The organism is Brevundimonas sp. Leaf363, from assembly GCF_001424025.1.
Taxonomy (GTDB): Bacteria; Pseudomonadota; Alphaproteobacteria; order Caulobacterales; family Caulobacteraceae; genus Brevundimonas.
This window is the reverse complement of the sequence record NZ_LMPZ01000002.1, coordinates 1,291,628-1,310,098: the sequence shown is the minus strand read 5'-3', so window position 1 is coordinate 1,310,098 and position 18,471 is coordinate 1,291,628. Positions and strand designations below refer to the sequence as shown.

Below are 18,471 nucleotides of genomic sequence, written 5' to 3'. Positions count from 1 at the left end.
TCCGTTCATTCATCAGGTCGTGTCAGATAGCGTTCCAGCCGCCGCGGCGCCAGTTATGGTGACCACAGATGCGCCCGCAGATTCTCTTTCCGCTGTTCGCCGAGGTCACCAGCCTCAAGGGCGTCGGTGCGCGCCTGGCGCCGATGATCGCCAAGGCGGCCGGGCCACTGGTGCGTGACCTGGCCTTCCTGGCGCCCGCCGGCGTGATCCAGCGGCGGCACACGACGGCCAGCGATGCGGTAGAAGGCGAGGTCGCCATCTTCGATGTTGTGATCGACCGGCTGATCCCGCCCCACAAAATCGGCGCGCCGTTCAAGGTGCGGGCGTCGGACCCCAGCGGCTTCATCCATCTGATCTGGTTCGGCGGATCGCCGCGTCAGGTGGAGGGGCTGGCCCCACGCGGCGAGCGGCGGATCGTGTCGGGCAAGGTCGAGCGGTTCAACGGCGAGGTGCAGGTGACGCACCCCGACTACATCCTGCCGGTCGAGCGGGCGGACGAAATCGGGCGCACCGAGCCGATCTATCCGACCACGGCGGGCCTGCCGGCACGGCAGCTGCGGCGGTTCGTGACCCTGGCGATGGCGACGCTGCCGGAGTTGGCGGAGTGGCAGGACGCGGCGTGGCGGACAGCCAACGGCTGGACGGGTTGGCGGGCGTCTCTTGAGCGGCTGCACGCGCCCGAGAGCGAGATGGACCTGGGGCCGGATGCGCCGGCGCGGCGGCGGCTGGCCTATGATGAGGTGCTGGCCCACCAGATGGCGCTGGCGCGGCGGCGGGGGCAGCGGCAGGCCTTGCCGGCGCCGATGATTCAGGCGGGCGAGGCGTCGACGGCGCTTGAAGCGGCCCTGCCCTTCTCGCTGACGGGCGCGCAGGCGCGGGCTGTGGCGGACATCCGCGCCGACATGGCGTCGGGCCGCCAGATGGGCCGATTGCTCCAAGGCGACGTCGGGTCGGGCAAGACGGCGGTGGCGGCGATGGTCATGGCCGATGCGGCGGGGGCGGGCTTCCAGGCGGCGCTGATGGCGCCGACCGATCTGCTGGCGCGCCAGCATTATCAACGGCTTCAGCCGATGTTCGCGCAGGCCGGGTTAGGGGCCGTGCTGCTGACGGGCCGCGATCCGGTTGCCGAGCGGCGGCCGCGCATGGCGGCGCTGGCGGACGGCAGCGCCCAGATCGCCATCGGCACGCACGCCCTGTTCCAGGACGCGGTGCGGTTCGACCGGCTGGCCCTGACGGTGATCGACGAGCAGCACCGCTTCGGCGTGTCGGAGCGCCAGCGGCTGCAGGCCAAGGGCGATCCCCGCCTGGGGGCCGTGCATCTGCTGAGCATGTCGGCCACGCCAATTCCCCGGACGCTGGAGCTGTCGCAGTTCGGGGATCTGGATGTCTCGCGCCTGAACGAGAAGCCGCCGGGTCGGTCGCCGGTCACTACGGCCGTCCTGCCGCAGGACCGGATCGGCGATGTGGTCGGGCGGCTGCGCGCGGCGCTGGACCGGGGGGCGCAGGCCTACTGGATCTGCCCGCTGGTCGCTGAGTCCGACGTGTCCGACCTGGCCGCGGCCGAGGCGCGGGCGGTGGATTTGCGCAAGGCGCTGAAGGTCGAGGTCGGGCTGGCGCACGGCCAGATGCCGACCGCGGACCGCGAGGCGGTGATGGCCGACTTCGCCGACGGCCGTGTCTCGGTGCTGGTGGCGACGACCGTGGTCGAGGTGGGCGTCGATGTGCCCAACGCCACCATCATGGTCATCGAACACGCCGACCGCTTCGGCCTGGCCCAGCTGCACCAGTTGCGCGGACGGGTCGGGCGTGGCGCGGCCCAGAGCGCCTGCATCCTGCTGTACGCCAACGCCGGCCTTGGCGAGGTGGCGAAGGAGCGGCTGGAGATCCTGCGGCGCACCGAGGACGGGTTCGAGATCGCCGAGGAGGACTTTCGCCTGCGCGGCGGCGGCGATCCATTGGGCCTGCGCCAGAGCGGGTTCCCGGCCTATCGGTTCGCCGATCCGTTCAGGCACCGCGACCTGATCGCGGCGGCGGCGGACGATGCGCGGCTGGTGCTGGGACGTGATCCGGAGCTGACGTCGCCAAGGGGCGAGGCGCTGAGAGTGCTGGAGGCGCTCTACAGTTGGCGCGACAGCGCCGCCATCGACTAGACCCGTCCCCGTTAGAAGCCCACGAGCCGCTTCAGGATCGGCGTGGGCCCGCGCATTGTGCGGTCATAGATGTCGGAGGCATGCTGCGAGAGGCGCGAGCGACCGTCGTAGGAGAGGAGATCGTCGCCCCCGTATCCGGCGACCCGCATGGTGATGTCGGAAATGTCGTCGCGCTGCGCGACCTGACGCGTGCGGAACGCGCCGATCGAAAAGCCGGTCCCCAGTTCACGGCAATACCAGCGGTCCAAGGCCCGCTCCCCAGCGATCCAATCCCAGATATTCGCCTCGACAGGCAACTGCCGAGCGGCCCAATCCCGCGCCCGCGCACCCATGACATAGGCGTGGGCGTCCAACGCGCCGCGTATCGGAATGACGTCGGAGCTCCGACGCCCCGACTGATGACGCGCCTCGGCGGCTCCGAGATAGAGCACGTCCCACATGCGTGTCCCCAAGGCGCGCGCAACGCCCTCGCCGTCGAACGCGTCGGTCGGGACCGCGTCGTCCTCCAGAATCAGGATTTTCTCCCATCCCTTTTCCTGCGCGAGCCGCAGGGCGCGGGCGTGGGAAAGGGCGCAGCCTGCGCGTCCCGCCCATGTGGCGTCACGCTTACGGCCCCGGAACCAAGGCCTTTGACCAAAGCCGGAAAGCGCGCGTCCGTCCGTCGCCGAGAGCCTGTGCAGCTTCTCGCCTGGAATCAGATGCGCCCAGACTTGCATGAAGGACGCCATTCGGTCGGGCCGCCGATCCAGATTCAGGACAACGATGGCGTCGAGGGGGGCGTGCCAGCCTTCATCAGCTCGCGTCGGCCGACCAGGCTCGCAAGCGTTGTTCCACGTCATGTTCGATATCGCCGTAGAACAGATTGTACTGACGCGACTTACGTCTTTCGGCCCATGTGCCACGGGCTCGAAACGATTCCAAGTTGCTGTATTCGGCCCGCAAAATGCCCCGTCTGCAGACGGCCCCGACCTCCCGCGCCATCAGGGCGGGGCGGGCCTCCCATTCCAGGCTGCTGGCGTTCGTCGCCCCTCTGTGAATGCGGCTAGGCGCGTGCTCCTCGGTTTCCCTGCCGAGCATGGGATTGACGCAAAGCGGCTTGCGATCTCCCAGATCCACCAATCGTCCGCTGTCGTTCCAAACGAGCGCGCGTCTCAAGCGCCGGTTGGCGGCGCTTTCGTCGAGGCCTTCACGAACGTCTGACCACGCGACGACGCAGCCTGTTTGGTCGGGCGCGCGGCAAGGCGGCGTCTGGCGCGGGACACGATCCGCCACCACGATCGCATCGATCAGATAGGCCGCGACCAGGCGCCGGGCGAGCGCCGCGTCCGGCGCGATCCGCTCGCGCAGCAGCCGGTCCAGCAGCTCTGCCCCCTGCTCTACCCCGGCGATGACGATGGGGCCGGTCGGGTGGCGTTGCAGAAAGACGTCAAATGCCGCCGCCACGTCGCGGTAGGCGAAGGCGCGGGCGTCACGCGCGTCGTCGCGCAGGGTCAGGCGGGTATAGAGGCTGGCCTGGCGGTACAGAGGCGCGCTGACCGATCCGGCCCGCGCGAAGGGGGCGGCGTAGTTGGGCAGCACCACGCGGCGCAGATACCCCAAAGCGGCGCCGTCGTCGATCGGACCGTTCCACTCTCGCCCGCCGTCATAGGTGGTGGAGTGGACGAAGAAGACCGCTGCCTGGCCCGATATCGGCAGGCGCTGGTCGCGCAGGGCCCAGGCGTCGTCCTTCGTGTAGTCGGGCGCCGGCGGGGGGCGGTAGGTCTGGAACGGCACCTGCGGGTCCAGTCCGGCCTGGAGAATGTCGCCGCCCCACACCGCGACCGCACCCGCCGACAGGAAGGCCAGCGCGAAGCCGGCGTATCCTACCCATTGTCTGGCGGTCAGGCGCGCACGCTTCATCGATGCGGGTCGTGCCGCGACAGGTACTCGACGTAGCGCCGCACGCCGGTCTCCAGCGGGGTGGACTGGCCCGGATAGCCGCGCCGGCGGATGCGATCCATGCGCGCCTCGGTGAAGTACTGATACCGTTCGCGCAGCACCTCGGGCATGTCGATGTAGGTGATCTGCGGCTCGCGTCCGGCCGCCGCGAAGGTGGCGCGGGCCAGGTCGGCGAAGCTGCGGGCCTGACCGGAGCCGGCGTTGAACACGCCGGAGACGTCCGGCGTTTCCAGAAGCCAGGCGATGATATCGACCACATCGTCGACATGCACGAAGTCACGCAACTGGCCGCCGTCGACGTAGTCGGGGTGGTGCGACTTGAACAACTGGACCGGCTCGCCGGCCGCCACCTTGGGCCAGATCTGGGCCACGACCGACTTCATCGAGCCCTTGTGGTATTCGTTGGGGCCGTAGACGTTGAAGAATTTCAGGCCCGCCCACTGGGCCGGGGCCTGGCCGCGACCGGCCTGACGCACGGCGTATTCGTCGAACAGCCGCTTGGAATAGCCGTAGGCGTTCAGGGGCTTCAGCGCCGCCAGGGCGACCAAGGCGTCGTCGTCCTCGAAGCCCTGATCGCCGTCGCCGTAGGTGGCGGCCGAGGAGGCGTAGATTAGCCGCTTGGCGTGCTGGGTGCACCACGCCCACACGTCGCGCGACAGGCTGAAGTTGGTGCGGACGATCAGATCGACGTCCTGTTCGGTCGTCGAGGAGATGGCGCCCATGTGGATGACCGCCACGACCTGATCGCGGTGCTGCTCCAGCCGCTCGAACAGCTCCTCCGGCGACCAGATGTCGGCGACGTCGTGGTTGGCGATGTTCTTCCATTTCGCCTCGTCGGCCGTGCCGAAGCGGTCGCAGACGACCACGTCGTGTCGGCCCTCGGCGGCCAGCCGCGCGACGATGTTGGAGCCGATGAAGCCGGCCCCGCCGGTGACGACGATCATCGGCGGGCTCATGCGGACGCCCCATTCGCGGAATTCTGTGAGGTCATGCGTTCGATGGTCCGCGTGGTAGAGAAGCCGTCCTTGAAGTCGGCCAGCCGGACCTCGCCGCCCCAGCTTTCGACCAGATCGCCGCCGACCACGCCTTCGCGGGTGTAGTCCGAGCCCTTGATCAGGACGTCGGGACGCAGGCGCTCGATCAAGCGGACGGGGGTGGGATCGTCGAAGGACGTCACGCGGTCCACGCTGGCCAGACCGCCGATGACGACGGCGCGGCTGTCCAGATCGTTGACCGGGCGACCTTCGCCCTTGAGCCGTCGCACCGAGGCGTCGGTGTTCAGCGCCACGACCAGCCGGTCGCACCAGCTGCGGGCTTGGGCCAGATAGGCGACGTGGCCGCGGTGCAGGATGTCGAAACAGCCGTTGGTGAAGCCGACCTTCAGCCCCTGGCGGCGCCAGGCCTCGACCTCCTCGGCCAGATCGTCCAGGGGCGTGACCTTGGCCATGGCGGCGGAGGCGTGCTGGCTCATTTCGGCGTCCAGCAGCTCGGCGGGAGTGACGACGGCGGTGCCCGATTTCCCGACCACGACGCCGGACGCCAGGATGGCCAGGGCCACGGCTTGCTCCAGGTCCGCGCCGGTCGCGAGGGCGAGGCCCAAGGCGGCCAGGCAGGTGTCGCCGGCGCCGGAGACGTCGAAGACTTCTCGCGCGCGCCCGGGGACGTGCAGCACGGGCTGGCCGCGCCGGGCGAGGCTCATGCCCTTGCCGGCGCGGGTGACGACGACGGCCTTGGCCTCGCAGGCGGCCAGCAGGGCGGCCAGCGCGGCCTCGACCTCGGCGTCCGTCCCGGCCGGCAGGCCGGTGGCGCCGGCCAGTTCGGAGGCGTTCGGCTTGATCAGATCGACGGGGCCGTAGCGCGCGAAGTCGCGGCCCTTGGGGTCGATGATGATGGGCGCGCCGAACGCTGCGCTCGCGGCATGGGCGGCGGCCAGCAGATCGGCGGACACCACGCCCTTGGCGTAGTCGGAGATCAGGATGGCGTGGGCGCCCTCCAGAGCCTCGGGCGAGGCCTCAGCGGCGCCGGGGGCGTCTTCCTCGTCCAGCCGCAACAGCTGCTGGCCGGCCGAGACAAAGCGCGTCTTGACGATGGTGCGAACGGTTTCGGCGCGGGTCATGCGGGTCTCGATCCGGCCCTCGCCCTCGAACAGACGTTCGAGTTCATCGCCCGCCGCGTCCGCGCCGACCACGGCGCCCAGCCGCACCATGCCGCCCATCGAGGCCACGTTGCGGGCCACATTGCCGACGCCGCCGGGCATGGCGACCGTGCGCGTGGTTTTCAGCACCGGGATGGGCGCCTCGGGCGAGATACGGCTGACCTCGCCATAGACGTAGCGATCCAGCATCAGGTCGCCGACGCAGGCGACGGTGACGTCGCGCACGCGGTCCAGCAGGGCCTGCAGACCGCCGAGGTCGAGAGCGGCGCTTTCCGTCACGGCGGGGCGGGTCAGGCCGCCTGGGCCAGCGGGGCCTTGGCCCCGGTGCGGCGCGCCAGGTCGTCGAAGGCGATCAGTTCGGCGGCCAGAGCCTCGAACTGGCTGATCGGCACCATGTTGGGGCCGTCCGACGGGGCGTTGTCGGGGTCCTGGTGCGTCTCCATGAAGACGGCGTCGACGCCAACGGCCACGGCCGCACGGGCCAGCACCGGCACGAACTCGCGCTGGCCGCCCGAGGACGTGCCCTGCCCGCCTGGCTGTTGGACCGAGTGGGTGGCGTCAAAGACGACGGGGCAGCCAATGGCCCGCAGCACCGGAAGGGCGCGCATGTCCGAAACCAGGGTGTTGTAGCCGAAGCTGGCGCCGCGCTCGCAGGCCATGACGTTGGGGTTTCCGGCGCCGGTGACCTTGGCGATGACGTTCTTCATGTCCCAGGGGGCCAGGAATTGACCCTTCTTGATGTTGATGACGCGGCCGGTGGCGGCGGCGGCCAGCAGCAGATCGGTCTGGCGGCTGAGGAAGGCCGGGATCTGCAGCACGTCGACGACCTCGCCGGCGATGCGGCAGTGTTCCTCGGTGTGGACGTCGGTCAGGACCGGCAGGCCCACCGTCTCACGGATTTCGGCGAATATCGGCAGCGAGCCCTCCAGGCCGAAACCGCGCGCGGCGCCGGCCGAGGTGCGGTTCGCCTTGTCGAAGCTGGTCTTGTAGATGATGCCGACGTCCAGACGCTCGCCGATCTCCTTCAGCGCGTGCGCCATTTCCAGCGCATGCTGGCGGCTCTCCAGCTGGCACGGGCCGGCGATGAAGGCGATCCGGCCGCCGCCGCCGATGCTGACCGGGCGGCTCAGGCCTTCGGAAATCTCGATGACGGCGTTGGGCTGGCTCACGGGCGGAACTTTCTATCGTCTCGATGCGTCTAGGCGCGGGCTGATGCCCAAGCTATGCGGCGTTCAGGTGGCGCCGCGTGCAGCCAGAAACAAGTTGGCATGCAAGCTAACACGGGGGACGCGACGGTGACCACAGACGGCAAGCCGGTGATCCTGTGGTTCCGCAACGACTTGCGGCTGCAGGACAATCCAGCGCTGGAGCACGCGGCCGCGACCGGTCGCCCCGTCATCCCCGTCTACATCCTGGACCTCGACTATGATCGGCGGCCGGGCGCGGCCAGCCTGTGGTGGCTGGACAAGTCGCTGCGGGCGCTGGACGCGGCGCTGCAGGCGCGCGGATCGCGGCTGATCCTGCGTCGCGGCGAATCGGAAGGTCAGCTGCGGCGGCTGATCGACGAGACGGGCGCCGACACCCTGTTCATGAACCGCCTCTTCACGCCCCGCGCCGCCGAGCGAGACGCGGACATCGCCCATGCGCTGATGGCCGATGGGGTCGATTGCAAGGGCTACAACGGCACGCTGCTGTGCCGGCCGGGCGGGGTGATGACGGGGTCGGGTGGGCCGTACAAGGTCTTCACCCCCTTCTATCGCGCCCTGATGGATGCAGCCGAACCGCCCCCGCACACTATGGGACCGCGCGAGATCGCGACGCCCGAGGGCATCAGAAGCGATGCGGTCGCCGACTGGAATCTGCATCCCGACAAGCCGGACTGGTCCAAGGGCTTCGACTGGGCGCCGGGCGAGGACGGCGCGCATGCGGCGCTGGCGACATTCGTGGGCAGCGCGCTGAAGACCTATAGCGTCGGCCGCGACCATCCGGCCCAGGTCGGCGGCAGTCGCCTGTCGCCCCACCTGCACTTCGGCGAGATCAGCCCGTGGCGGGCCGTCATGGCCGCGCGCAAGGCGGGCGAGGCCGGCAAGGCGCCCGCAGCGGAGGTGGACAAGTTCAGCAAGGAGCTGAGCTGGCGCGACTTCTCCGCGCAACTGCTGCACCACTTCCCGACGATGCCGGACCGCGCCTTCCGGCCCGAGTTCGACAATACCGAGTGGCGCAGCGACGCGAGGGGGCTGAAGGCCTGGCAGGCCGGACAGACCGGCTATCCCATCGTGGACGCCGGAATGCGCCAGTTGTGGACCACCGGGTGGATGCATAATCGCGTGCGGATGATCGCGGCGTCATTCCTGGTGAAACACCTGCTGATCGACTGGCGCAAAGGCGAGGACTGGTTCTGGGACACCCTTGTGGACGCCGATCTGGCGAACAATGTCCAGAATTGGCAGTGGGTCGCTGGATCCGGAGCGGACGCCTCTCCGTACTTCAGAATATTCAACCCGATCAGCCAGGGCGAGACATTCGATGCGAGCGGCGATTACGTCAGGCGATGGATCCCGGAACTGCGCGGCCTGCCCACCCGCTGGATCCACGCGCCGTGGACCGCGCCGGCCGACGTCCTGGCGCAGGCCCGCGTCAGGTTGGGCGCGGACTATCCTCGCCCGATCGTCGACCACGGCGAGGCCCGCACACGCGCGCTGGACGCCCTCAAGACCGCGGCCAAGTCTAAGTATGACGATGCCTGACCTGATGGCGCAGAGGGCCGGTCGATGAGCGCGGTGACCGACCAGATCGGGCTTACGGCCCCGCCGCGCGCCAACATGGTGCTGCGCCTGCTGGCGGCCAACTGGACCAAGGGCGACCTGACAATCAATACGCCGAACGGCGAAAGCCACCGGCTTCACGGCAAGGTGCCAGGGCCCAGCGCCATCGTGAACGTGCACGACTGGCGGTTCGCGCGGCGGACGCTGGCGTCGGGCGATATCGGATTCGCCGAAGGCTATATGGCCGGCGAGTGGGACACGCCGCAGCTGGCGACCCTGCTGGAGGTGCTGGCCGACAACTATGACCATATCCGGCGGCTGTTCGACGGCAACTGGCTGATGCTGGCGGTGAACTGGATCGGGCACCGGCTGAACGCCAACAGTCGCAAGGGATCGCGCAAGAACATCCACGCCCACTACGACTTGGGCAACGACTTCTACCGCGCCTGGCTGGACCCCAGCATGACCTATTCCTCGGCGCGCTTCGCCGAGGCGGGGCAGTCGCTGGAGGCGGCGCAGGAGCGCAAATACGCCGAGCTGGCGCGGCTGATGGACCTGAAGCCCGGCATGAGCGTGCTGGAGATCGGATGCGGCTGGGGCGGCTTCGCGGAGTATGCGGCGCGTGAGATCGGCGCCCACGTCACCGGCGTGACGATCTCGCAGGAACAGTTCGATTTCGCCCAGAAGCGACTGCATCAGGCCGGCCTGGCGGATCGGACCGACATCCGCCTGATGGACTATCGCGACATTGAGGGACGGTTCGACCGTGTCGCCTCCATCGAGATGTTCGAGGCGGTGGGCCAGCAGTACTGGCCGACCTATTTCGACAAGATCCACGAAGTGCTGAAGCCCGGCGGGCGCGCGGGTCTCCAGATCATCACGATCCAGGACGCCCTGTTCGAGGAGTATGCGTTCCGCACGGACTTCATCCAGAAATACGTCTTCCCCGGCGGAATGCTGCCGTCCGAGGAGCGGCTGCGGCCCGTGATCGCGGCGTCGAAGCTGGAGTGGCGGTCGGTGGAGCGGTTCGGCATCGACTATGCCGATACCTTGAAACAGTGGGACGAGCGGTTCCAGGCGGCGTGGCCGCAGCTGGAGAAACTGGCGACATTCGACGTGCGGTTCTGGCGGCTGTGGCGGTTCTATCTCGGCTATTGCGAAGCCGGGTTCCGGACGAAGCGGACCGACGTGATCCAGTTGGCGCTGGAGCGGGATTGAAGCGGGCTGCGAGGGCCGGACGCCTCTGCTAGAAGAGCGCCCATGACCTCGCCCCTGATTTCCACCGACGAACTGGCCGCTCTTTTGGGCGCCGCGGATCTGAGGGTCATCGACGCCAGCTGGCACCTGGACGGGCGCGACGGGCGGGCCGACTTCGAGGCCGCGCGCATTCCGGGCGCCGTCTTCTTTGACCTGGAGGCGGCGTCGGACCATGCCTCTGCCCTGCCCCACATGATGCCGGGGCCCGAAGCGTTCGCCGACCATGCCGGCTCGCTGGGCGTGTCAGAGGCTGACGAGATCGTGGTGTACGACACCCTCGGGCTGGTCTCCGCCGCGCGCATCTGGTGGATGTTCACAGTCATGGGCGCGGCGCGGGTGCGCGTGCTGGACGGCGGCTTGCCGAAGTGGATCGCCGAGAGCCGCCCGGTCGAGGACGGTGCATCGGCGGCGCCGGTCAGGGCGGACTTCAACGCCCGCCACCGCCCCGAGACGACCGCCGCTTTCGACGACGTCGTCGCCGCGCTGGATGGCCGTGTGCAGATCGCGGACGCCCGTTCCGCCGCGCGATTCGAGGGCGCGGCGCCGGAACCGCGCGCGGGCCTGCGCGGCGGACACATGCCGGGGGCCAGAAGCCTGCCGTTCGTGAAGCTGCTGAACGACGACGCGACGTTCAAGCGGGGCGACGCCCTGACGGCGGCCTACCGCGACGCCGGCCTGGACCCCCGGAAGCCGATCATCACCAGCTGCGGCTCCGGTGTGACAGCGGCGATCCTGACGTTGGGCCTGGCCGAGCTGGGGCAGGCGCCGGGCGCCACATCGCGCCTCTACGACGGCTCTTGGGCAGAATGGGGCGGCCGGGCGGACGCGCGCATCGAACCCTAGGCCGGGTCGGCCGTCGGGTCCGCCGAATCGGCCGGCAGGTCGGTCTCGCCGCGCGAGACGATGGTGGCCAGCACCAGGTCGCCGGTGACGTTCAGGGTCGTGCGGCACATGTCCAGGAAGCGGTCGACGCCCAGGATCAGGCCGATGCCCTCGGCCGGCACGCCGACCATGACCAGGATCATCGCCACCACCGGCAGCGAACCGGCCGGGACGCCCGCCGTGCCGACGCCGCCCAGGATGCAGACCAGCATGACGATGATCTGCTGGGTCAGGGTCAGGTCGACGCCGAAGAACTGGGCCAGGAAGAGGACGGTGACGCCCTCGAACAGGGCCGTGCCGTTCTGGTTGGCGGTGGCGCCCACCGTCAGGACGAAGCGGGCGATGCGGCGCGGCAGCTTCAGGTTCTGCTCGGCGGCGCGCAGGGAGACCGGCAGGCTGGCGTTGGACGAGGCGGTGGAGAAGGCGACCACGATCGGCTCGCGCACCCCCTTGAAGAAGCGCAGCGGCGACATGCCGCCCAGGGCCCAGACGGCCAGCGGATAGACGATGAACATGTGGATCGCCATGGCGCCCACCGCCACGCCCACATAGGCCGCCAGTCGCACCAGCAGGTCCCATCCGAACAGCGCCGCCAGATTGAACATCAGGCAGGCGATGGCGAACGGGGCCAGTTTGATGACGAGGTTGATGAGCTTCATCATCACCTCGAACAGCCCCTCTATCGTCTGCTGCAGGCGGTCGGTGGCCGGGCCCTTGGCCATGACCAGGCCTACGCCGAAGAACAGGGCGAAGACCATGACCGGCAGGATCTGGTTCTCGGCCGCCGCCGTGAAGACGTTGGACGGAATCAGGTCGAGGAAGAACTGGCCGGCCTGGACCGATCCCGGCGCATTCTCGACGATGGCCGACGCGCCCGCCGCACCCTGGTTCAGGAGCTGCTGCGCCAACGCCGGATCGACGCCGTCCCCGGGCCGGAAGATGTTGACCATGGCCAGGCCGATGACCACGGCGATGCCCGAGATGACGATGGTCAGCAGCAGCGTCTTCAGGCCCGCGCGCCCGAGGCTGGACAGGTCGCCCATCTCGGCGACCCCCACGACCAGGGCGGCGAACAGCAGGGGCAGCACCAGCATGAACAGCAGGCGCAGGAAGATCTGGCCCAGCGGCCCCGTGACGTTGCTGGTCACCCACTGGACCCAGGCGACGTCGCCGCCGACCATCAGATTGACCGCCAGGCCGCCGGCCAGGCCGACGACGAAGCCCAGCAGCATCAGCCAGTGAAGATTGGACCTGGTGTGTCCGTCAGCCATCTCGTCCCCCGGCATCAGCCAAGCCCTCAGCGAATCGGCAGCCCGTACATCAGTCCGGGCGGCGCCGCGTTCCATTGTGCGTTCAGACCGCGCGCCAGGTCGAGCGTCGACTGCGGGCCCAGGCTGCGCGCGAAGATCTCGCCATAGTTTCCGACCTCGCGCACGGCGTCGAACGCCCAGTCGTCGTCCAGCTCAAGCATGGCCCCGAAATCGCCGTCCACGCCCAGCAGCCGGCGCACGCGCGGGTCCTGGCTGGAGGCGCGCAGCGCCTCGGCGTTGGCCTGGGTGACGCCCAATTCCTCGGCCAGGATGACGGCGTCCAGCACCCAGCGGGTCAGCGCGGCCCAGCGCTCGTCGTCCGCGCGCACCACCGGGCCCAGCGGCTCCTTGGAAATGACGTCGGGCAGGACGGCATGGGCCTGCGGATCGGACATCACCGCCCGCGCCGCGGCCAGGGCGGCGACGTCGCCGGTCAAGGCGTCACACTGCTCGGCGGCATAGGCCTGGCGCTGCGCTTCCTCGGTCTTCAGGAGGACGGGGCGATACTCGACGCCCCGCTGGCGGAAGAAGTCGGCGGCGTTGGCCTCGGCGCTGGATCCCGACTGCATGCAGACGCGGGCGCCCGACAGCTCCGCCGCGCTGGTCAGGCCGAGCGCGCGGCGCACCAGGAAGCCCTGGCCGTCGTAGTAGTTGATGCCTGCAAAGACGAAGCCATGGCCCGCGTCCCTCGTCATGGTCCAGGATGTGTTGCGCCAGAGAACGTCGACGCGGCCCTCGCGCAAGGCGTCGAAGCGCTGCTCGGCCGACAGGGGCACGAAGCGCGCGGCGTCGGCGTCGCCGAAGATGGCGGCGGCCATCGCGCGGCAGAAATCGACGTCGAAGCCGCGCCACTGACCGCGATTGTCGGTGTAGGCGAAGCCGACCAGACCCTGATGGACGCCGCAGTTCAACCGACCCCGCCGTTTGATCGCGCGAAGGGTGGCGCTGGGCGCCAGTTCGGCGGCCTCGGTCGGCTGCGTCGAAGCGGCGGGCGCATCGGAGGCCTTGTCGGGGCTGGGCGCATCGCGTCCGCAGGCGGCGAGCAGCAGGGTCAGGGCGCCGATCGCCGCCCCCCGCCAGACGCCTCTGCGTGCTCCGCCGCTCATGCCTCGCCTTTCAAACTTGTGCACCGTCCGCTTTAGAAGCCCTTAGGCCTAAGACTGCAACCGGACCTCGACCCCGACATGACCGCCAGCGACGATACGACCGGGCCCCGCGCACCGAGCACACGGCTGATCGCCTCAGCGACGCGCAAGGGCCAGGGGCGGCGACCCGTCAATCCGCCGGTCGAGCGTGCTTCGACCATGCTGAGCGACCGTGCGCGCGATCTGCGGGACGCCACCCTGGGGCCGACGTACGGCATCGAGGATCTGACCGCCGGGCGGGCGCTGGCCGCGGCGCTGGCGGATCTCGAGGGGGCGACCGATGTCTGGCTGACGCCGTCGGGCCTGGCCGGCATGACCTTGCCGATTATGGCGGTGTTGAAGCCCGGCGATCAGGTCGTGTGTTCGGACGCCGCCTACGGTCCGACGCGGCGGTTCCTGACGGGTCATATGGCCCGGTGGGGCGTGCAGACGGTCTTCCATCCGGCCGAGGCGGACGCCGAGGCCATACTGGCGCTGACGACCCCGACGACGCGGTTGGTGATCCTGGAGGCGCCGGCCTCGCTGACCTTCGAGATGGTGGACATTCCGGCGATGGCGGCGGCTTGCCGGGCGCGGGGCGTGATGACGCTGATGGACAACACATGGGCGTCGGGTCTGGCGTTCCAGCCGCTGACGCACGGCGTGGACATCAGCGCCCAGGCCCTGACGAAATACGTCTCGGGCCACTCGGACGTCGTGGCGGGATCGACCGCCGTGAGGGACCCGGCGCTGGCGAAGCAGATCGGCGACTGCCACGAGCTGTATGGATGGCGCCTGGCGCCGGATGAGGCGTGGCTGGCGCTGCGCGGGCTTCGGACCCTTCCCTTGCGCTACGAAGCCCAGGCGCGCGCGGCCTTGCAGGTGGCGAAGTGGCTGCAGGATCGGCCTGAGGTCAGCGACGTCCTGTTCCCGCCCCTGCCCGACTCGGTCGGCCATGATTTGTGGAAGCGCGATTTCACCGGCGCGGCGGCGCTGTTCGGCGTGGTGATGAAGGGCGGCTCGACGACGGCGGCGCACGCCTTCCTCGACGCCCTCGAGCTGTTCGGGCTGGGCTATTCGTGGGGCGGGTTCGAGAGCCTGGCGACGCACGAGACGCCGCAACTGGCCTATCGGCGCCACCCGCCGAAGCTGTCGGGCGAACTGCTGCGGTTCCACATCGGACTGGAGGCGCCGGAAGACCTGATCGCCGATCTGGCGCAGGGCCTCGGCGCCTGGCGCGCAGCGCTCTAGGCGAGGGCCGAGAGGAAGGCGCGCGTCTCCCGCTCGAAGAAGGCCCATCCCTCGGCGTCCAGACGCATCGTGTGGTCGGCCTGGACGAAGCGAACCCGCACCGCGTCGCTGAGCGCGTAGTCGTCCACCACGCCGCGGCCGCCGTAGGCGTCGTCGGTTCCCTGGAAGATCAGGGTCGGCACGGTGGTCGCGGCCAGATGCTTGTAGCGGCCCGGCTGCTCGGGCTTGTTCGGCTTTCGGAACGGATAGCCCAGGCAGACCACGGCGCGGACCGGTCGCCGGAACGCGAAGGCGGTGGCGGCGCGCGCGCCGGATGATCGGCCAAACAGCACGGCCTTCAAAGCGGCGGCCGGTTCAGGCAGCAGGCGCGCCAGTTGCTGAACGCGCACGTCGATACTGTTCACCAAGACACCGGCGCCGGATTCTTCGATCAGATCACTCTGCCCGGTCCATGAGGCGGCGACGCCGCCGAAACGGCCGCGGACTTCCCGCTCGATCTGCGCGTCCGAGGGGTAGGAATCGCCGGCCAGATAGATGGCGTGGGCGATGGCGAGGTCGGTCATGAGATGGCGCCTCGGTCCGCATGGCGACGGCGTGGCGCGCCCTACAGGACTCGAACCTGTAACCGTCCGCTTAGAAGGCGGGTGCTCTATCCGGTTGAGCTAAGGGCGCCCGTCGCTCGGACGCTCAGTGCGTCCAGGAGACTTTTCTGTCGGTCGAAAAGTTGTCGGCGTAGGCCTTGATGATCAGCGGCGCCGCCTGCGGCGCGTGCAGGCGGAACGGAATGCCGTGACGCTCGGCGTAGGCGACGGCCTCTTCCTGGGTCTCGAAGGACAGGCGAACCTGACCGTCCATGTCCGTCGAGGAGGTCCAGCCCATCAGCGGGTCGAGGGTCCGCGCCGAAGCCGGTTCGAACTCCAGCCGCCAGTCGCGGGTCTTGGCCTTGCCGGACTGCATGGCGGTCTTGGCGGGCTTGTAGATGCGGGCCAGCATGGGCGGTCACTCGTCAGCGGATCGGGTGGTGATTAGCGCGCGTCCGCAGCCGGGTCCAGCGTCGGGTCGGGTGTCGGGAACATCAGCGATGCCGGCCGGTTGACTTATCGCCGGCTGACGCCGGGGGGTTCGGCCGTGTCGAGCGCCTTGTCGCCGCGCTCAGCCCCGCTGTTCGCCCGAACAGCGGGGCTTTCCGCATTCTTAGCTCTTCAGCCACTTCGCCCGAAGGTCCTGGCCCAGAGTGCGGATGCGATCGGCGCGCTTGCCGTCCGGTTCGCGATCGTTGTCGGCCAGAACCTCGGCCACGCGGCGCTCGGCGGCATCCATCCGCCCCGCCGCCGCCAAGGCGACCGCCGCGGACAACCGGGTCTCCAGTGCGAAGTCGGCCGTGGCCCGATCCGCCGCCTTGTCGATCAGGCGCACCTGCTCTTCGGGCGAAAGATCGGCGACAGGGTCCGCCTCGAACCACGCCTCCGGCAGCGCCTTGATGCAGCGGAAGACCGCCGTCGATCGGACCTCGCCTTCGAAGCGGAAATAGTCGGCCAGGAACTCCTGGCGCACCCGATGCTCGGGCGCCGTCCAGTAAAAGTAGTCCTGTTGCACGACGATCGTGCGATCTGGCGTGTAATGCGGGCCGAAGGCGCGGAAAGCGGCCAGGTCGCGGTCGTAGGTCTTGATGCAATCGTAGAAGGCGATCTCGATCGGGCGGTCGGCCGAGGCCAGCGCAACGATGTCGCCCAGCCTCAGATCTATGAGGTCCAGATCATCGGCCAGAAGGGCCTTCAGAGTGGGGGCGAAGCTCTTGCCCACGACGGGCGGCTCCATGCCCTTGAGCGTCTTCTGGACCTGGGGGCGCGTCAGATACTTGTTCATGCCACGCACCCAGATGGCGATGTCGTAGCTGTTGATCGGCTTGCCCCACGACGGAGCGTGGCCGCCGTCGCGCACGCCCTGGGCGAAGGCGCGGGTCGAGGCTCCCAGGAACAGTCCGGCGTCCACGATCAGGCCTTCGCCGCGATAGTGGTTGCGCGCCAACCGGTAGAGCAGTTCCTTCTCGCCCGCAGACATCATGGACGGGAAGTCGACGACCGATTTCGGAACCGGCGATCCTCCGAAACTCACGTCGTGCGTCATGCTTTCTCCGGAAAATGGTCGGAGTGAGAGGATTCGAACCTCCGACCCTCTGGTCCCAAACCAGATGCGCTACCAGGCTGCGCTACACTCCGACCGGGCCGGGCGAACCCGGCGAGCGGCTCGTTTGGGGCTTCGACCCGTCGGGGTCAAGCGCGCGGTTCACTCGAAATAGGGATGGGTGATGCGGTCGCCGGGCTTGGCGCCGATCTGGTCAACCCGGCCCGCACGGAGTTCCAGCACGCCCGCGGCCGCCCCGTTGGACGACAGGACGGCGTCCGAGTTGGGCGTGGCGTGCGAGGCGACCGACAGGATCCGGCCGTCGGCCTGCACATAGACGATGTCCAGCGAGCTCGGCGTGTTGCGCATCCAGAACCCACGCTCCTCGGGCGGTTCGCCCGGCCACTCGAACAGCATTCCGCGATCGTCGGCCAGGGGCGGCCGGAACATCAGGCCCTGCTGGCGCTCGGGCTCTTCGTCGGCGATCTCGACCCAGAAATCGTGCGTGCCGGTCGAGGTCGTGATCGTGAGCCGCTCCATCGGCTCACCCGCCGGACCGACCGGCGGGCGCGGCGCGCAGGCCATCATGGCCAGCAGGAGCGCGATCGGTCCGTTGCGGCGAAGTCTGTCCATGTCGTCCTTTCCGGACGACGATCAGCCGCCCTGGCGAATCTCGGCCACCACAAGGCCCTTGGGCCCGTCGGCGAAGCGCACCTGAACCGTGTCGCCGGGGACCAGATCGTCCAGACCGCAGCGGCGCAGCGTTTCGATATGGACGAAGATATCGCCCGGTTGCCCGTCGCGCACCACGAAACCGTAGCCCTTGGTGCGGTTGAACCACTTCACCACCGCCTGTTCCAGCCCGGCGGCGGCATCGGCCGCATCGAAGCCGTGGGCGGCCTTGAAGGCGTCATAGCCGGTGCGGCGCGGCGCGGGCGCGTCGGCTTCGGTCAGCGCCAGGATTTCGACCACCTGCCAGCCCTTGGCCCGCCGTACGGCGGCGCATTCGATGGCGGCCCCCTCGGCGGCGGCGTCCCGCCCGCTCTCACGCAGGCTGGTGATGTGCAGAAGCACGTCCTTGAGATCCGTCAGCGACGGATCGTCAGGCACGATGAAGCCGTATCCCTTGCCGGGATCGAACCATTTGATCCGGCCGGCGATGCGGATGGTCTCCGCCGCCTCGGCCTCACTGAAATCAGACACGTCAGCCCCCGCCCGCGCATCAATGCAGACGACGACACGCTTAACACGGTTCTCCGAACACGCGACAAGCGAAAAACGCCAGTTTTCAGCCGCACTCTGACGAGGTCGACCGACGGCTTGCACGCAAGCCACGCTTATCAATGTTCGGGAGAAAAATGGACGCCCGCGTGGCAGTCCCTAGGGGAGTCGAACCCCTCTTTTCAGGTTGAAAACCTGACGTCCTAACCGATAGACGAAGGGACCGCTGCGCGGGAGCCGGCGATATAGCGGCCGATTCCGAGCGGTGCAAGCGCTCATCGCCCGATAAAAGCT

The 18,471-nt window shown here is 69.0% G+C and carries 17 protein-coding genes and 3 tRNA genes; 5 read left to right on the top strand and 15 right to left on the bottom strand.

Going from position 1 to position 18,471, the window contains the following annotated elements; translation table 11 throughout:
- The first annotated feature begins 68 nt into the window (after window positions 1-68).
- The gene (gene recG / locus ASG17_RS09615) at window positions 69-2,150 is read left to right on the top strand and encodes an ATP-dependent DNA helicase RecG (RefSeq protein ID WP_056102329.1); all 2,082 of its coding nucleotides are present in this window, start codon (window positions 69-71) and stop codon (window positions 2,148-2,150) included.
- Window positions 2,151-2,161: 11 nt separating this feature from the next.
- Here recG and ASG17_RS09610 read toward each other — a convergent pair whose 3' ends face one another.
- The 5 genes from ASG17_RS09610 to kdsA form a co-directional block, all read right to left on the bottom strand.
- Window positions 2,162-2,866 (bottom strand): hypothetical protein, encoded by a 705-nt coding sequence (locus tag ASG17_RS09610; RefSeq protein WP_156367789.1) that lies wholly within the window; start codon window positions 2,864-2,866, stop codon window positions 2,162-2,164.
- Window positions 2,867-2,942: 76 nt separating this feature from the next.
- Window positions 2,943-4,049 (bottom strand): DUF3089 domain-containing protein, encoded by a 1,107-nt coding sequence (locus tag ASG17_RS09605; protein WP_056102322.1) that lies wholly within the window; start codon window positions 4,047-4,049, stop codon window positions 2,943-2,945.
- Complete coding sequence (gene rfaD, locus ASG17_RS09600) at window positions 4,046-5,044, bottom strand: ADP-glyceromanno-heptose 6-epimerase (protein ID WP_056102319.1); 999 nt, start codon at window positions 5,042-5,044, stop codon at window positions 4,046-4,048. Before rfaD ends, ASG17_RS09605 begins: the two co-directional genes overlap by 4 nt.
- Window positions 5,041-6,489, bottom strand: a complete 1,449-nt coding sequence (gene rfaE2, locus ASG17_RS09595) for a D-glycero-beta-D-manno-heptose 1-phosphate adenylyltransferase (RefSeq protein ID WP_235560424.1) — start codon at window positions 6,487-6,489, stop codon at window positions 5,041-5,043. The genes rfaD and rfaE2 overlap by 4 nt, the downstream gene beginning before the upstream one ends.
- A 44-nt stretch (window positions 6,490-6,533) precedes the next feature.
- Window positions 6,534-7,412, bottom strand: a complete 879-nt coding sequence (gene kdsA, locus ASG17_RS09590) for a 3-deoxy-8-phosphooctulonate synthase (RefSeq protein ID WP_200935049.1) — start codon at window positions 7,410-7,412, stop codon at window positions 6,534-6,536.
- Between the two features lie 99 nt (window positions 7,413-7,511).
- On the opposite strand from kdsA, the gene ASG17_RS09585 reads away from it, so the two are divergent.
- From ASG17_RS09585 to sseA, 3 genes are read left to right on the top strand one after another with little or no spacing between them, the layout of a single operon-like run.
- Window positions 7,512-8,990, top strand: coding sequence for a deoxyribodipyrimidine photo-lyase (locus ASG17_RS09585; RefSeq protein ID WP_056102313.1), 1,479 nt, complete (start codon window positions 7,512-7,514; stop codon window positions 8,988-8,990).
- 24 nt (window positions 8,991-9,014) lie between these two features.
- On the top strand, window positions 9,015-10,226 hold the full coding sequence (locus ASG17_RS09580; RefSeq protein WP_056102311.1) for a cyclopropane-fatty-acyl-phospholipid synthase family protein: 1,212 nt from the start codon (window positions 9,015-9,017) through the stop codon (window positions 10,224-10,226).
- 42 nt (window positions 10,227-10,268) lie between these two features.
- Entirely contained in the window at window positions 10,269-11,108 is an 840-nt protein-coding gene (gene sseA / locus ASG17_RS09575) for a 3-mercaptopyruvate sulfurtransferase (protein ID WP_056102308.1), read from the top strand.
- Here sseA and ASG17_RS09570 read toward each other — a convergent pair.
- Window positions 11,105-12,418 carry a dicarboxylate/amino acid:cation symporter gene (locus tag ASG17_RS09570; RefSeq protein WP_235560397.1) on the bottom strand — a complete coding sequence of 438 codons (1,314 nt, stop codon included), beginning with the start codon at window positions 12,416-12,418 and terminating at the stop codon, window positions 11,105-11,107. The genes sseA and ASG17_RS09570 overlap by 4 nt on opposite strands.
- Before the next feature lie 26 nt (window positions 12,419-12,444).
- Entirely contained in the window at window positions 12,445-13,563 is a 1,119-nt protein-coding gene (locus ASG17_RS09565; RefSeq protein ID WP_082496170.1) for an amino acid ABC transporter substrate-binding protein, read from the bottom strand.
- Window positions 13,564-13,641: 78 nt separating this feature from the next.
- Between ASG17_RS09565 and metC the strand changes: the two genes are divergently transcribed.
- The gene (gene metC / locus ASG17_RS09560) at window positions 13,642-14,832 is read left to right on the top strand and encodes a cystathionine beta-lyase (RefSeq protein WP_056102302.1); all 1,191 of its coding nucleotides are present in this window, start codon (window positions 13,642-13,644) and stop codon (window positions 14,830-14,832) included.
- Here the strand turns inward: metC and ASG17_RS09555 are convergent.
- From ASG17_RS09555 to ASG17_RS09520, 8 genes are all read right to left on the bottom strand, one after another.
- On the bottom strand, window positions 14,829-15,395 hold the full coding sequence (locus ASG17_RS09555; protein WP_056102300.1) for an alpha/beta family hydrolase: 567 nt from the start codon (window positions 15,393-15,395) through the stop codon (window positions 14,829-14,831). The two genes, metC and ASG17_RS09555, sit on opposite strands and share 4 nt — an antisense overlap.
- A 32-nt stretch (window positions 15,396-15,427) precedes the next feature.
- Window positions 15,428-15,504: transfer RNA gene (locus ASG17_RS09550), tRNA-Arg, on the bottom strand.
- A gap of 15 nt (window positions 15,505-15,519) precedes the next feature.
- On the bottom strand, window positions 15,520-15,825 hold the full coding sequence (locus ASG17_RS09545; RefSeq protein ID WP_056102298.1) for an ETC complex I subunit: 306 nt from the start codon (window positions 15,823-15,825) through the stop codon (window positions 15,520-15,522).
- 201 nt (window positions 15,826-16,026) lie between these two features.
- A complete protein-coding gene (locus ASG17_RS09540) occupies window positions 16,027-16,959 on the bottom strand; it encodes a hypothetical protein (protein WP_056102295.1) in 933 nt (310 codons plus the stop codon).
- Between the two features lie 15 nt (window positions 16,960-16,974).
- A tRNA-Pro gene (locus tag ASG17_RS09535) sits at window positions 16,975-17,051 on the bottom strand.
- A gap of 67 nt (window positions 17,052-17,118) precedes the next feature.
- Window positions 17,119-17,589, bottom strand: coding sequence for a DUF192 domain-containing protein (locus ASG17_RS09530; protein ID WP_056102292.1), 471 nt, complete (start codon window positions 17,587-17,589; stop codon window positions 17,119-17,121).
- A 21-nt stretch (window positions 17,590-17,610) separates the two neighbouring features.
- Window positions 17,611-18,159, bottom strand: a complete 549-nt coding sequence (locus tag ASG17_RS09525; RefSeq protein WP_056102289.1) for a cold-shock protein — start codon at window positions 18,157-18,159, stop codon at window positions 17,611-17,613.
- Window positions 18,160-18,327: 168 nt separating this feature from the next.
- Window positions 18,328-18,402 (bottom strand) — tRNA-Glu (locus ASG17_RS09520).
- Window positions 18,403-18,471 lie beyond the last annotated feature (69 nt).